Here is a 14,045-nt window from a genome sequence, read left to right as displayed (position 1 = left end):
TAAAGCGTACGAAACTACTTCAGGCCGGGGTACAGCGGGTGCTTCGCGGCCAGAGCGGACACCCGGGCGGCCAGCGCGTCCTTGTCGAAGTCCGGCTTCAGGGCCTCGGCGATGATGTCGGCGACCTCGCGGAAGTCGTCGTCACCGAAGCCGCGGGTGGCGAGCGCCGGGGTGCCGATCCGCAGACCCGAGGTGACCATCGGCGGCCGCGGGTCGTTCGGGATGGCGTTCCGGTTGACCGTGATGCCGACCTCGTGGAGGCGGTCCTCGGCCTGCTGGCCGTCCAGCTCCGAGTTGCGCAGGTCCACCAGGACCAGGTGCACATCGGTGCCGCCGGTCAGGACGTCGACACCGACGGCCTTCACGTCGTCCTGGACCAGGCGCTCGGCCAGGATCCGGGCGCCGTCCAGGGTGCGCTGCTGGCGCTCCTTGAACTCCGCGGAGGCCGCGACCTTGAACGAGACGGCCTTGGCCGCGATCACGTGCTCCAGCGGGCCACCCTGCTGACCGGGGAAGACCGCCGAGTTGATCTTCTTGGCGAGCTCCTGCGTCGACAGGATGACACCGCCGCGCGGACCGCCGAGGGTCTTGTGCGTGGTGGTGGTCACGACGTGGGCGTGCGGCACCGGGTTGGGGTGCAGACCCGCGGCGACCAGGCCGGCGAAGTGCGCCATGTCGACCATCAGGTACGCGCCGACCTCGTCCGCGATGCGGCGGAACGCGGCGAAGTCCAGCTGGCGCGGGTAGGCGGACCAGCCGGCCACGATCAGCTGCGGCTTCGACTCCTTGGCGAGGCGCTCGACCTCGGCCATGTCGACCTCGCCGGTCTCGTCGACGTGGTACGGGACCACGTTGTAGAGCTTGCCGGAGAAGTTGATCTTCATGCCGTGGGTCAGGTGGCCGCCGTGGGCCAGGTTCAGACCCATGATCGTGTCGCCCGGCTTGAGCAGCGCGAACATCGCGGCCGCGTTGGCCTGGGCGCCCGAGTGGGGCTGCACGTTGGCGGCCTCGGCGCCGAAGAGCGCCTTGATGCGGTCGATCGCGATCTGCTCGACCACGTCGACGTGCTCGCAGCCGCCGTAGTAGCGGCGACCCGGGTAGCCCTCGGCGTACTTGTTGGTGAGGACCGAGCCCTGGGCCTCCATGACCGCGACCGGAGCGAAGTTCTCCGAGGCGATCATTTCGAGGGTGGACTGCTGACGGTGGAGCTCGGCGTCGACGGCGGCGGCGACGTCCGGGTCCAGCTCGTGGAGGGGCTGGTTCAGAAGCGACATCAGACGATCCCTGTATCCCTGTGGTCTCTAGGTCAGCTGGCGAAGTCGGTGTACTCGTCGGCGGAGAGCAGGTCGCCCGGCTCGTCCGTGACCTTCACCTTGAACAGCCAGCCGCCCTCGAACGGAGCGGAGTTCACCAGGGCCGGGTCGTCCACGACGTCCTGGTTGGCGGCGACGACCTCGCCGGTCACGGGGGAGTACAGGTCGCTGACCGACTTGGTGGACTCCAGCTCGCCGCAAGTCTCGCCCGCGGTCACCGTGTCACCCACCTCGGGAAGCTGTACGTACACGACGTCACCGAGCGCGTTGGCCGCGTGCTCCGTGATGCCGACCGTCGACACGCCGTCCTCGGCGTTCGACAGCCACTCGTGCTCCTTGCTGTAGCGCAGCTGCTGCGGGTTGCTCATGACCTGAATTCTCCTGTACGCGGGGGAGTGCTGGTGACGGGGTCTCGAAGAGTGTCTCGGACAGCGAGACGAGAAGGGCGGTGCCGCAGGGACGCGCGGGTCACTTCTCGCGCTTGTAGAAGGGCAGCGCGACGACCTCGTACGCCTCGTGCGTCCCGCGGATGTCGATGCCGACCCCGGCGGTGCCGGGCGCGGCGTGCGCGGCGTCCACGTACGCGATGGCGATCGGCTTGCCCAGGGTCGGCGACGGGGCGCCGGAGGTGACCTCGCCGACGACCTCGCCGCCGGCGACGACCGAGAAGCCGGCGCGGGGCACCCGGCGGCCCTCGGCGATCAGGCCGACCAGCTTGCGCGGCGGGTTCGCGGCGGCCTTCTCGGCGGCGGCCTCCAGAGCCGTACGGCCCACGAAGTCGCCGTCCTTCTCGAACTTCACGACCCGGCCGAGCCCGGCGTCGAAGGGGGTGAGCCCGGTGGTCAGCTCGTGCCCGTACAACGGCATGCCCGCCTCCAGGCGCAGCGTGTCGCGGCAGGACAGGCCGCACGGCACGAGGCCCGCGTCCTGGCCGGCCTCGGTCAGCGCGCGCCACAGCTGCTCGGCGTGCTCGGGGGCGACGAACAGCTCGAAGCCGTCCTCGCCGGTGTAGCCGGTGCGGGCGATCAGGGCGGGGACACCGGCGACGGTGCCGGGCAGGCCCGCGTAGTACTTCAGGCCGTCCAGGTCGGCGTCCGTGACGGACTTGAGGATGCCGGGGGACTCGGGGCCCTGCACGGCGATCAGCGCGTACGCGTCGCGGTCGTCGCGGACCTCGGCGTCGAAGCCGGCCGCGCGCTCGGTGATCGCGTCGAGCACGATCTGCGCGTTGCCCGCGTTCGCGACAACCATGTACTCCGTCTCACCCAGGCGGTAGACGATCAGGTCGTCGACGATGCCGCCGTCCTCCTGGCAGATCATCGTGTACCGGGCGCGGCCGGGGCCGATGGTGGCGATGTTGCCGACCAGGGCGTAGTTCAGCGCCTTCATGGCCTCGGGCCCGGTGACGGTGATCTCGCCCATGTGGGACAGGTCGAAGAGCCCGGCGCGGGTCCGTACGGCGGTGTGCTCGTCGCGCTCGCTCCCGTACCGCAGCGGCATGTCCCAGCCCGCGAAGTCGGTCATCGTGGCGCCCAGCGAACGATGCAGTGCATCGAGGGCGGTGAGGCGGGGGGCGTTGCTCATGGAAGTGGCTCCAAGGTCCCGGGGCATGACGGTCGAGGACATCCTCCCCATCTGTCATCGGAACCTGAGAGGTTCACCGGCGCGCGTTGCGCGGCACGGCTTGCACCTTGGGTGGGGACGCCCGGCAGGGGACGGCCCGCTTTTCAGATCTGCCTCGTCCGCGCGGTACGGGGCCTGAGAGATTCAAGGGAGGAACTTGCTCCTTCGGCGCCCCAGCTCACAGCTGCTGAGGACTCTCCCGCGCGGATTCGAACGGCCGGTATGCAGTTGGCGCGCACATCATTGCACGCATCCCGGAAGCGTCACATCGCCGGTGACCTATTACCGTCTCTTTACACTTCGTGGGCAGGGGTCGCGGGACCCGAACAGGGGGGAGTGCCATGACGGTTGGACGGAACACGGGCCAGGTGCGGGAGGTCCCCACGCCAAAAGGCCCTGGTCGGCAGGGGCCGGGAGGACAGACGCGGCCGGCGGTGCGGGATCTGCGCGGGCGGCCCGGGCACACGCCACCGGAGCTGCTCTTCGACGCGGGCGACGTCGTGGTGGTGTCGGGCCTGCCCGGCAGCGGCAAGACGACGCTGATGCGCCGCGCCGTCACCGACCGCCGCATCGACTCCCAGGACACCCGCCTCGCCTGGCAGCGCCGGCTCCCCGGCATTCCGTACGCCCTGTACCGCCCGCTGACCCGGACCGCGCACTTCGCCAGGACCTGGTGGGCGCTGCGCTCCGGAGACAGCCTCGTCGTGCACGACTGCGGCACGCAGGCATGGGTGCGGCACTGGCTGGGCCGGGGCGCCCGGCGCAGGGGACGCGCGCTGCGGCTCGTCGTGCTCGACGTGCCGGCCGGCACCGCCCTGGAGGGCCAGGCGATCCGGGGCCGCTGGGTGTCGAAGTACGCCTTCGCCCGGCACCGCGGCGCGGCCCGCCGCCTCATAGCCCAGGTGGAGGCCGGGCGGCTGCCGACCGGCTGTGCCGGCGCGGTCCTGCTCGACCGGGAGTCGGCCACCGTGCTGCGCCGGATCGGCTTCTCCGAGTAGCGCCCCCTGGCGCGCGCGGGGCCCTTTCCGGGCACCCTTTCCTCCTGTCGCACCCTCGGCGCTAGGGTCGTGGGGCACGGCAGCAGTCGGGGGAGAAGGACGGCACATGAACTTTCCGGGGCAGGCATTCGCGCATCCGCACGGCGGCGGAGGCTGGCCGGGCAACGAGCTCGAAGAGACACTGGCGGCGGCGCTCGGCCACGCCGACGCGGGCCCCCGCCTCATAGAGGTGCTCGGCCGCAGCGTCGTATGGGTGCCGCTGCCCAACGGCGGCGGCCAGGACAGCGCCGACCTCGACCTGCCCACCATGCAGCTCGACGGCGCCCCCTACGTCCCCGTCTACAGCTCCGAGCAGCAGTTCCGGCAGTGCGTCGGCTCCCACATGTCGTTCGCGGTGGCGCCCGCCGTCGAGTTCGCCCGCGGGCTCCCGCCGCAGCTCGGTGTCGTGGTCAACCCCGAGGGCGCGGTCGGGATGCCGCTGCCCCCGCCTGCCGTGGCCGAGCTGTGCCGCACCGGGCGTACCGCCCTCGACGGACCCGCGTCCGGCGCCCGGGTGCGCCTCTTCGAGCCGGACTGGCAGGAGGATCCGGTGGACTTCCTGGGCGCGGCCTCCCAGGAGTTCGAGGCGACCGGCGTGGTGCTCAGCGCCCGCCGCGCGCTCGCCTCCATCGAGGGGGATTCGCCCACGCTCTTCATCGCAGTGGAGTTCTCCACCTGGGACGGGGCGGGCCGCAACGCCCCCATGGAGGCGCTCGGCCGCGCGCTCGGCCGCGTCCCGGTCGGCTGGCCGGTCAACCTGGTCCTGCTCGATGTGACCCAGGACCCGGTCGCCACGTGGATGCGCGAGCGGGTGCGCCCGTTCTACACGCGGGCCCAGTAGCAACCGCCGGGTACGTCGCGGCACGTCCCCGCCGGGTCATGGCGGTGTCTGTACGGCGGCTTAACCTGGTTTCATGACCCTTGCATCCCCGCAGCCGCACGCGTGTGCCCGGGGCTGCGGGGCGGCGCAGGCGTCGGCACGGTGGATCGAAGAGGGGCGGGACCCAGGGTGAGCGCGTCAGGCACCGCGGCGGCCGGGCAGGTCGAGCACATGCTGCGCCAGGTGACGCCCGGGCGCTACGACGTGTACGAGGCGCTGCTCCACGCCCTCGCCGACCCCGCGACCGGCCGGCTCTGGATGCTGCTGTGGAACGGCCGGCCGGGCTCCCCGGACGCGCAGTACGGAAACATGGAGGTCGACGGCGTCGCGTACGCGCCCTGTGTCACCTCCGCGCAGGAGCTCTCCGCCAGCGGCTGGAACCGGGCGCACGAAGTGACCGGCGCCTTGGAGGTCGCCCGCGCCCTCTACCCCGACCGGTACGGGATCTGGCTGAATCCGCACGCCCCCGGCGGCGGCGTCGGCATCCCCTGGACCGATCTGCGGCGGATCGCCACGGGCCTGGACCGGATGCCGGCCGGGCCGCTGCGGCTCTCCGAACCGGCCGTGGAGATCCCGCAGTTCTACGCCCTGCTCACGCAGCACGCGCACCGCACCCCGGCCGTGCGCTCGCTGCGCCGCGCCTGGGTGCAGCCCGCGCTCGGCACGCCGTACCTCGCCATCGGGCTCGACCTCTACGACACCGGCCCGCAGTCGGTCGACGCGGTGCGGGCGATGATGCAGCAGTCCGTCGCCGCCGTGCCGGACGGGCTCGCGGTGTCCACGGTCGCGATGTCGGACGAGTACGACCCGGTCGGCATGTGGCTGAAAGCCAACGCCCGGCCGTTCTACGACCGCGAGGCGCACGCCGCCCCGGCCCCCGGGACCGCCGGGTACGGCTACCCGCCGGCCGCCCCGCGCACGTACTGAATCCGGCCCCGCGCGGCACACCAACCGGGACAGACCCCGACAACTTCCCCCTCGCGTAAGGGGAATGTCCGTTCTGATGGGGCGAAGACCGCAATAGTCCCGGGCGCCGCTTGCGCCCCAACTTCCCCATGTCCGCCCCTGGTTCACCCGCGTCCGGATAACGGAAACCCCCTCTCCGCATCACGTTTGCGCATACTTTCGCCGTCAGGTCTGGCGGGTGATCGCGAGGCCATTGAAGACTCCCGGCATGCAGGGCCGTTCGGGCCCTTGTGCGAGCAGCTCGACCCGCTGCTTGGTGTCGCCCTCCGCTCGCACTGCTGATGGGAACGCGCCGCTACAGCGGCAAGTGCGGGCCGGTCACCGCCGGTTGAGAGGGGTCCTTGCCACGATGACGGCACCATTGCACGACACACCCGCCGACGCGGACCCGACCGCGGACATCAGTGTCACGCCCAGCGGCGAGACCAGAGCGGTCGAGGGGCGGTCGCTGGGCCGTATCGCCTGGAACCGGCTGAAGAAGGACAAGCTCGCCCTCACCGGTGGCATCGTTGTCGTGTTCCTGGTCCTCGTCGCGATCTTCGCGCCTTTGATCGTCGACGCGTTCGGACATCCGCCGGACGACTTCCACGAGGACCAGATCGACCCGCTGCTCTCCACGCCGGTCGGCAGCTGGGGCGGCATCAACTCGCACTTCCTGCTGGGAGTTGAGCCGGTCAACGGCCGCGACGTGTTCAGCCGGATCGTCTACGGAGCGCGGATCTCGCTGCTCGTGGGCTTCCTCGCGGCGGTCTTCGCGGTCCTCGTCGGCACCGTACTCGGCGTGATCGCCGGCTACTTCGGCGGCTGGCTCGACGCGATCATCAGCCGCGTGATGGACATGCTGCTCTCCTTCCCGCAGCTGCTCTTCATCATCGCGCTGATCTCCGTGGTCCCCACCCAGCTGTTCGGGCTCAGCGGCACCGGGGTCCGGCTGCTCGTGATGATCCTGGTCATCGGCTTCTTCGGATGGCCGTACGTCGGGCGCATCGTGCGCGGCCAGACACTGTCGCTGCGCGAGCGCGAGTACGTGGAGGCGGCGCGCAGCCTCGGCGCGGGGCGCGGCTACATCCTGTTCAAGGAGCTGCTGCCCAACCTCATCGCGCCGATCACCGTCTACATGACGCTGATGATCCCGACGAACATCCTCACCGAGGCGGCGCTCAGCTTCCTGGGAGCGGGCGTCAAGCCGCCCACGGCCTCCTGGGGACAGATGCTGTCGACGGCGATCGCGACCTACCAGTCCGATCCCATGTTCATGATCATCCCGGGTCTGGCGATCTTCATCACCGTGATGGCGTTCAACCTCTTCGGCGACGGCGTCCGCGACGCCTTCGACCCGAAGGGCACCCGCTGATGCGGGAATTCGAAGACTCCGGCCCGGCGCACCGCACGGGCCGCGACACCCAAGACGCCCACTACGGAGGAAGCGAGATCGTGACAACCCTAGGTTCATCAAGGCGAAAGACGGTCGCCGGCGCGGCCATCGTCGTTGCGGCTCTGCTGTCCACCGCGGCCTGCGGCGGGGGCGGCGGCAGCGCCAAGGGCAAGGGCCCCGGCTTCAACGCCGCCAACAGTAAGCTCGCGAACGCGTCGACGAAGAAGGGCGGGGAGCTCAAGTTCGTCGGCACCCAGGACGCCGACTCGTGGGACCCGCAGCGCGGTTACTACGGCTTCATGTGGGACTACGCGCGCTACTACACGCGCACGCTGATCACCTACAAGCCCGCCCCGGGCAAGGAGAGCGAGACGCTGGTCCCGGACATCGCGACCGGTCTCGCGGACGTCTCGGCGGACAAGAAGACGTACACGTACCACCTGAAGGACGGCGTCAAGTGGGAGGACGGCAAGCCCGTCACCTCCAAGGACGTCAAGTACGGCATCGAGCGCATCTGGGCGCAGGACGTCATCTCCGGCGGCCCCGTCTACCTGAAGGACGTCCTCGACCCCACCGGTGAGTACAAGGGTCCCTACAAGGACACCTCTCCCGACAAGCTGGGTCTGAAGGCGATCGAGACGCCGGACGACAAGACCATCGTCTTCAAGCTGCCGGCGCCCAACGTCGACTTCCAGCAGATGCTGGCCATGCCGTCGGGCTCCCCGGTCCGCCAGGACAAGGACACCCAGTCGAAGTACGGCCTGAAGCCGTTCTCGCTCGGCCCGTACAAGTGGGAGTCCTACGAGCCGAACAAGTCCATGGTCCTGGTCCGCAACCCCAACTGGGACCCGAAGACGGACGACGTCCGCAAGGCCCTGCCGGACAAGATCAGCCTCACCCTGCTGACCAGCGCCGACGACATGGACAGCCGTCTCATCAACGGTGACTACGACGTCGACCTCAACGGCACCGGCCTCAGCCCGGCCGGCCGCACCAAGGCGCTCCAGCAGGACAAGGGCAACGTCGACAACCCGGACACCGGCTACATCCGTTACGCGGTCTTCCCGCAGACGGTGGCCCCGATGGACAACGAGCACTGCCGCAAGGCCGTCATCTACGGTTCCGACCACAAGTCGCTGCAGACTGCCCGCGGCGGCCCGCAGGCCGGTGGTGACATCGCCACCAACATGCTGCCGCCCATCATCAGCGGCTCGGACCCGAAGTACGACCCGTACGGCGTGACGCAGAACGACGGTGCGGCGAACGTCGCCAAGGCCAAGGAAGAGCTCGCGGCCTGCGGCAAGGCGGGCGGCTTCTCGACCACCATCGCGGTCCGCAACAACAAGCCGGCCGAGGTCGCCACCGCCCAGTCGATGCAGGCCGCGCTGGCCAAGGTCAACATCAAGGCCGACATCGACCAGTACGACGGTTCGCAGACGACCGGCATCATCGGCAACCCCGAGGTCGTCAAGAAGAAGAACTACGGGATCATCATCATGGGCTGGGGCCCGGACTTCGCGTCCGGCCAGGGCTTCCTGCTCCCGCTGGTGGACTCCAAGTTCGTCCTGTCGAACGGCAACAACAACTACTCGATGCTGAAGGACCCGGCGATCGACACGCTCTTCGACCAGGCCATCGCGGCCAACACCCCCGAAGAAGCGGCCGGGCTCTACAAGCAGATCAACCAGAAGGTCTCCGAGCACGCCGTCTACCTGCCGTTCGTCTTCGAGAAGAACGTCAAGTGGCGCAGCTCCCGGCTCACGAACGTCTACACGACGACCAACAACAACGGTTTCTACGACTACGCCTCGCTCGGCGTCGAGAAGTGACCGTCGTCCAATCGCTCCGCCGGCGCACCCGCCGCTAGGCACGAAGGGCAGGTGAAGGCCGTCGTGTGACGGGTCGGGGGTACCGCAATCCGGTGCCCCCGGCCCGCCGCCGGGCCGAGAGCAGTGCTCGCATATCTCATCAGGCGGCTGTTCGCCGCCATCGTGATGCTGCTGATCGTCATGCTGGTGACGTTCGGCATCTTCTTCCTGATCCCCAAGTGGACGGGCGTCGACCCGGCCACGATGTACGTCGGCAAGCAGTCCGACTCCGCCGCGCTCGAAGCGGTCCGCGAGAAGCTGGGTCTCGGCGACCCGATCTTCGTGCAGCTCTTCGACTTCGTGAAGGGCATCCTGGCCGGCCGGGACTACACCGGCGGCGGCTCGACGATCCACTGCGACGCCCCGTGCTTCGGCTACTCGTTCCGCAACGAGCAGGCCATCTGGCCGGTGCTCAAGGAGCGCTTCCCGGTCACGCTGTCGCTGGTCATCGGCGCGGCCATCCTGTGGGTCATCTTCGGTGTGCTCACCGGCGTGGTGTCCGCGCTCAAGCGCGGCTCGCTGTGGGACCGGTTCTCCATGACCGTCGCCCTGGCCGGCGTCTCGCTGCCGATCTACTTCACCGGTCTGCTCTCGCTGGCGATCTTCACGTACGGCCTGCACTGGATCGACGGCCAATACGTCCCCTTCAGCGAATCACCGGGCGGGTGGTTCAGCGGCCTGATCCTGCCCTGGATCACGCTCGCCTTCCTCCAGGCGGCGATGTACGCCCGGCTCACCCGAGCGACCATGCTCGAAGTGATGGGCGAGGACTACGTCAGAACCGCCCGGGCCAAGGGCCTGAGTGAACCCGCCGTCATCGGCAAGCACGCCATGCGGTCCACCATGGCGCCGATCCTGACGGTGCTCGGCATGGACATCGGCGCCCTCATCGGCGGCGCGATCCTCACCGAGACCACGTACAGCATCCCGGGCCTTGGCCAAGCGGTGCTCCGCGCGATCGGCGAGCGCGACCTTCCGGTGATCCTCGGCGTCACGCTGATCACCTCGGCGGCGGTGATCTTCGCGAACCTCGTCGTGGACCTCCTGTACGCCGTGATCGACCCCCGAGTGAGGCTCGCATGACCGACCTGAACAAGACCGGCGCGGCGGTCGGCGAGCCGGTCGCGGCGGTGCAGCCCTCGGACGCCTTTCTCGACGTACGCGACCTGAAGGTGCACTTCCCGACCGACGACGGCCTGGTCAAGTCCGTCGACGGGCTCAGCTTCTCCCTTGAGAAGGGCAAGACCCTCGGCATCGTGGGCGAGTCCGGCTCCGGCAAGTCCGTCACCTCGATGGGCATCATGGGCCTGCACACGGCCGGCCAGTACGGCAAGCGCAAGGCGCAGATCTCCGGCGAAATCTGGCTCAACGGCAAGGAGTTGCTCTCCGCCGACCCCGATGACGTACGCAAGCTGCGCGGCCGCGACATGGCGATGATCTTCCAGGACCCGCTGTCCGCGCTGCACCCGTACTTCACCATCGGCAAGCAGATCATCGAGGCGTACCGGGTCCACCACGACGTCGACAAGAAGGCGGCGCGCACCCGGGCGATCGAGATGCTCGACCGGGTCGGCATCCCGCAGCCCGACAAGCGCGTCGACTCCTACCCGCACGAGTTCTCGGGCGGCATGCGCCAGCGCGCGATGATCGCGATGTCCCTGGTGAACAACCCCGACCTCCTGATCGCGGACGAGCCGACGACCGCCCTGGACGTCACCGTCCAGGCGCAGATCCTCGACCTGATCCGGGACCTCCAGAAGGAGTTCGGCTCCGCGGTCATCATCATCACCCACGACCTGGGCGTGGTCGCCGAGCTCGCCGACGACATCCTGGTAATGTACGGCGGCCGGTGCGTGGAGCGCGGGCCGGCCGAGAAGGTGTTCTACGAGCCCCGCCACCCCTACACCTGGGGCCTGCTCGGCTCGATGCCGCGCATCGACCGGGAGGAGACCGAGCGTCTCATCCCGGTGAAGGGTTCCCCGCCGTCCCTGATCAACATCCCGTCGGGCTGCGCCTTCAACCCGCGCTGCCCGTACGCCGATGTGCCCAAGGACAACATCACCCGGACCGTACGCCCCGAGCTGGCCGACGGCGGAAGCGGCCACTGGACCGCCTGCCACATGACGCCGGACGAGCGGGAGCGCATCTGGACCGAAGAGATTGCGCCCAAGCTGTGAGCGAGGACAAAGGCGTGACGGACAACGACGCGGCGATTCCCGCGCAGAGCAAGAGCGCGGCCCCGACCAAGGCTGTGCTCAACAAAGACGCGGCTCCCGGCGAGGTCCTGCTCAAGGTCAGCGGCCTGCAGAAGCACTTCCCGATCCGCAGCGGTGTGCTGAAGCGGCAGACCGGTTCGGTCAAGGCCGTCGACGGCATCGACTTCGACGTGCGTTCCGGCGAGACGCTGGGCGTGGTCGGCGAGTCCGGCTGCGGCAAGTCGACGATGGGCCGCCTCATCACCCGGCTGCTCGAACCGACCGGCGGCACGGTCGAGTTCGAGGGCCGGGACATCACCCACCTCGGGGTGCGCGGCATGCGGCCGATGCGCCGCGACGTCCAGATGATCTTCCAGGACCCGTACTCCTCGCTGAACCCGCGGCACACGGTCGGCGGCATCATCTCCGCCCCGTTCAAGCTGCAGGGCGTCACCCCGGAGGGCGGGATCAAGAAGGAGGTCCAGCGGCTTCTCTCGGTCGTGGGCCTCAACCCCGAGCACTACAACCGCTATCCGCACGAGTTCTCCGGCGGCCAGCGCCAGCGCATCGGCATCGCCCGCGCGCTCGCGCTCAACCCGAAGCTGGTCGTCGCGGACGAGCCGGTCTCGGCGCTCGACGTGTCCATCCAGGCGCAGGTGGTCAACCTCCTCGACGACCTCCAGCAGGAGCTCGGCCTCACGTACGTGATCATCGCGCACGACCTGTCGGTCATCCGGCACGTGTCGGACCGGATCGCGGTCATGTACCTGGGCAAGATCGTGGAGTTGGCCGACCGCAAGTCGCTGTACGCGGCCCCGATGCACCCGTACACCAAGGCGCTGATGTCCGCGGTGCCGGTGCCGGATCCCAAGCGGCGCGGCATGAAGAGCGAGCGGATCCTGCTGAAGGGCGACGTCCCCTCGCCGATCTCGCCGCCGAGCGGCTGCCGGTTCCACACCCGGTGCTGGAAGGCGACGGAGATCTGCAAGACGCAGGAGCCGGTCCTCGTCGAGCTGAAGCCCGGCCAGCGGGTGGCCTGCCACCACCCGGAGAACGCGCCGGACCAGGCACCGGGCGAGGCGGTCCTTCCGGAGGCCAGGGAGTCGGTCGAGATCGTGACGATCGGCGAGACGGCGACGGCGCAGGAGCCTGCCGCAGCCGATGCGGCCGAGGAGCCTGCCGCGGCAGAGGCGTCCGACGCGTCCTCCGAGGCGACCGGCGCCGAGGGCGAAACCGGACCGGACGACACCGCTCAGGAGTCAACCGACAAGTAGGGCATGACAGTTCGGCAAAGTCATGTTCATGCCGAAGCGGGAGAGTGCAGAGTCTGCGTGTCCGTACCAACGGCATGCGTTCGAAGGGCAGACTCATGGCACTCTCCCGTTCGGCACGTCGTACCTCCTCCCGGCTGCTCGCCCTCGCCACCGCGGTGGCCGCCGGGCTCACCATCGCCGCCGCGCCCGCCGCCTCACCCGGCGCCCCGGGCATCGGCGACCCGTACTTCCCCGACCTGGGCAACGGCGGCTTCGACGCCCTCCATTACGACCTCGGGGTGAGCTACAACCCCGATTCCGGGCGCCTGGACGGGCGCACCACACTGACCGCCCGGGCCACCCAGAACCTCTCCAGCTTCGACCTCGACCTCCAGAAGCTCACCGTCGACTCGATCCGGGTGAACGGCAAGCCCGCCGACTTCAGCAGAACCGGCGACGAGATCGTCATCACGCCGCGCCACCGGCTGCGCAAGGGCGAGGAGTTCGAGGTCACCGTCGCCTACGGCGGGGTGCCGCAGGCGCTGAACGGGCCCATCGTCTTCGGCTCCGACTACGGGTGGATGAAGACCAAGGACGGCGTGTTCGTGGCGTGCGAGCCCAACGCCGCCTCCACCTGGTTCCCGTCCAGCGACCACCCCGCCGACAAGGCGACGTACGACATCCGCATCGACGCGCCCAAGGGTCTGACCGGCGTGTCCAACGGGCGCCTGGTGGACTCCCATGACAGCGGCGGCCGTTCGTACTTCCACTGGCGCGAGACCAAGCCGATGGCGACGTACCTCGCAACGGCGTCCATAGGCAAGTTCGACGTGAAGACGGGCAAGACGCCCGCGGGCACGCCGATTTACGTCGCCATCGACCCGGTCCTGGCCAACCAGAACACCGTCGACGTGTACGCGGTGACCGCCGAGGCCACCGACTACTGGTCCAAGCTGTTCGGCCCGTACCCGTTCGAGGAGACCGGCGCGGTCGTCGACGACATGCCCGAGGCCGGGTTCTCCCTGGAGACCCAGACCAAGCCGAGCTATTCGGCGGTGCGCAACGAGACGACGATCGTCCACGAGCTGGCCCACCAGTGGTTCGGCGACTCGGTGTCGGTGGCGCACTGGGACGACATCTGGCTCAACGAGGGCTTCGCGACGTACGCGCAGTGGCTGTGGGCCGAGCACCGCGGGACGGCGACGGCCCACCAGTCCTTCCTCAACGCCTACAACTCGCGCCCGGCCTCCTCCGACTTCTGGAAGATCGAGGTGGCCGACCCGCAGCGCGACACGATGTTCGCCTCCGCGGTCTACCAGCGCGGCGCGATGATGCTCCAGGAACTGCGCGAACGCATCGGTGACCAGGCCTTCTTCAAGCTCCTCCCGGCCTGGACGAAGCTGCACCGCTACCAGAACGCCGACACCGAGGACTTCATCAACCTGGCCGAGCACATCTCGGGCAAGTCGCTCGACGGCCTGTTCCAGAAGTGGATCTACGACTCGGGCAAGCCCGCGCTCTGAGCCCGGCGTGTG

Annotated in this window: 12 protein-coding genes and 1 riboswitch; of the genes, 9 read left to right on the top strand and 3 right to left on the bottom strand. The window is 69.2% G+C overall.

Annotated elements, in window-relative coordinates:
• Positions 1-14: 14 nt before the first annotated feature.
• The 3 genes from glyA to gcvT form a co-directional block, all read right to left on the bottom strand.
• On the bottom strand, positions 15-1,274 hold the full coding sequence (gene glyA, locus OHA17_RS12335) for a serine hydroxymethyltransferase (RefSeq protein ID WP_053726214.1): 1,260 nt from the start codon (positions 1,272-1,274) through the stop codon (positions 15-17).
• 32 nt (positions 1,275-1,306) lie between these two features.
• Positions 1,307-1,681, bottom strand: coding sequence for a glycine cleavage system protein GcvH (gcvH, locus tag OHA17_RS12330; RefSeq protein ID WP_344376580.1), 375 nt, complete (start codon positions 1,679-1,681; stop codon positions 1,307-1,309).
• Positions 1,682-1,781: 100 nt separating this feature from the next.
• Positions 1,782-2,897 (bottom strand): glycine cleavage system aminomethyltransferase GcvT, encoded by a 1,116-nt coding sequence (gene gcvT, locus OHA17_RS12325; RefSeq protein ID WP_398879406.1) that lies wholly within the window; start codon positions 2,895-2,897, stop codon positions 1,782-1,784.
• A 153-nt stretch (positions 2,898-3,050) separates the two neighbouring features.
• Positions 3,051-3,148: riboswitch (glycine riboswitch) on the bottom strand.
• Positions 3,149-3,277: 129 nt separating this feature from the next.
• Here gcvT and OHA17_RS12320 point away from each other — a divergent pair.
• The 9 genes from OHA17_RS12320 (at position 3,278) to OHA17_RS12280 (ending at position 14,033) form a co-directional block, all read left to right on the top strand.
• On the top strand, positions 3,278-3,934 hold the full coding sequence (locus tag OHA17_RS12320; RefSeq protein ID WP_406506574.1) for an AAA family ATPase: 657 nt from the start codon (positions 3,278-3,280) through the stop codon (positions 3,932-3,934).
• Between the two features lie 106 nt (positions 3,935-4,040).
• The gene (locus tag OHA17_RS12315) at positions 4,041-4,814 is read left to right on the top strand and encodes an enhanced serine sensitivity protein SseB (RefSeq protein ID WP_406506572.1); all 774 of its coding nucleotides are present in this window, start codon (positions 4,041-4,043) and stop codon (positions 4,812-4,814) included.
• Positions 4,815-4,982: 168 nt separating this feature from the next.
• Positions 4,983-5,780: an enhanced serine sensitivity protein SseB C-terminal domain-containing protein gene (locus OHA17_RS12310; RefSeq protein WP_406506570.1), complete on the top strand. Its 798-nt coding sequence runs from the start codon at positions 4,983-4,985 to the stop codon at positions 5,778-5,780.
• A 388-nt stretch (positions 5,781-6,168) separates the two neighbouring features.
• A complete protein-coding gene (locus tag OHA17_RS12305) occupies positions 6,169-7,173 on the top strand; it encodes an ABC transporter permease (RefSeq protein ID WP_398879413.1) in 1,005 nt (334 codons plus the stop codon).
• An 80-nt stretch (positions 7,174-7,253) separates the two neighbouring features.
• On the top strand, positions 7,254-9,023 hold the full coding sequence (locus OHA17_RS12300; RefSeq protein ID WP_398879415.1) for an ABC transporter substrate-binding protein: 1,770 nt from the start codon (positions 7,254-7,256) through the stop codon (positions 9,021-9,023).
• Positions 9,024-9,146: 123 nt separating this feature from the next.
• On the top strand, positions 9,147-10,145 hold the full coding sequence (locus OHA17_RS12295) for an ABC transporter permease (protein ID WP_053726221.1): 999 nt from the start codon (positions 9,147-9,149) through the stop codon (positions 10,143-10,145).
• The gene (locus OHA17_RS12290; RefSeq protein ID WP_053726222.1) at positions 10,142-11,239 is read left to right on the top strand and encodes an ABC transporter ATP-binding protein; all 1,098 of its coding nucleotides are present in this window, start codon (positions 10,142-10,144) and stop codon (positions 11,237-11,239) included. Before OHA17_RS12295 ends, OHA17_RS12290 begins: the two co-directional genes overlap by 4 nt.
• Positions 11,240-11,253: 14 nt before the next feature.
• Positions 11,254-12,531, top strand: a complete 1,278-nt coding sequence (locus OHA17_RS12285; RefSeq protein ID WP_406506567.1) for an ABC transporter ATP-binding protein — start codon at positions 11,254-11,256, stop codon at positions 12,529-12,531.
• 95 nt (positions 12,532-12,626) lie between these two features.
• Positions 12,627-14,033, top strand: coding sequence for a M1 family metallopeptidase (locus tag OHA17_RS12280; protein WP_406506565.1), 1,407 nt, complete (start codon positions 12,627-12,629; stop codon positions 14,031-14,033).
• The last annotated feature ends 12 nt before the right edge of the window (positions 14,034-14,045 follow it).

The organism is Streptomyces sp. NBC_00212, from assembly GCF_045206365.1.
Lineage (GTDB): Bacteria > Actinomycetota > Actinomycetes > Streptomycetales > Streptomycetaceae > Streptomyces.
Note: the sequence above shows the minus strand (reverse complement) of the source record. Positions and strands in the feature narration are given on the sequence as shown.

Excerpts from the sequence above, each read along its gene's own strand:
- glyA (WP_053726214.1), bottom strand. The coding sequence starts at position 1,274 with ATGTCGCTTCTGAACCAGCCCCTCCACGAGCTGGACCCGGACGTCGCC.
- gcvH (WP_344376580.1), bottom strand. The coding sequence starts at position 1,681 with ATGAGCAACCCGCAGCAGCTGCGCTACAGCAAGGAGCACGAGTGGCTG.
- gcvT (WP_398879406.1), bottom strand. The coding sequence starts at position 2,897 with ATGAGCAACGCCCCCCGCCTCACCGCCCTCGATGCACTGCATCGTTCG.
- OHA17_RS12320 (WP_406506574.1), top strand. The coding sequence starts at position 3,278 with ATGACGGTTGGACGGAACACGGGCCAGGTGCGGGAGGTCCCCACGCCA.
- OHA17_RS12315 (WP_406506572.1), top strand. The coding sequence starts at position 4,041 with ATGAACTTTCCGGGGCAGGCATTCGCGCATCCGCACGGCGGCGGAGGC.
- OHA17_RS12305 (WP_398879413.1), top strand. The coding sequence starts at position 6,169 with ATGACGGCACCATTGCACGACACACCCGCCGACGCGGACCCGACCGCG.
- OHA17_RS12290 (WP_053726222.1), top strand. The coding sequence starts at position 10,142 with ATGACCGACCTGAACAAGACCGGCGCGGCGGTCGGCGAGCCGGTCGCG.
- OHA17_RS12280 (WP_406506565.1), top strand. The coding sequence starts at position 12,627 with ATGGCACTCTCCCGTTCGGCACGTCGTACCTCCTCCCGGCTGCTCGCC.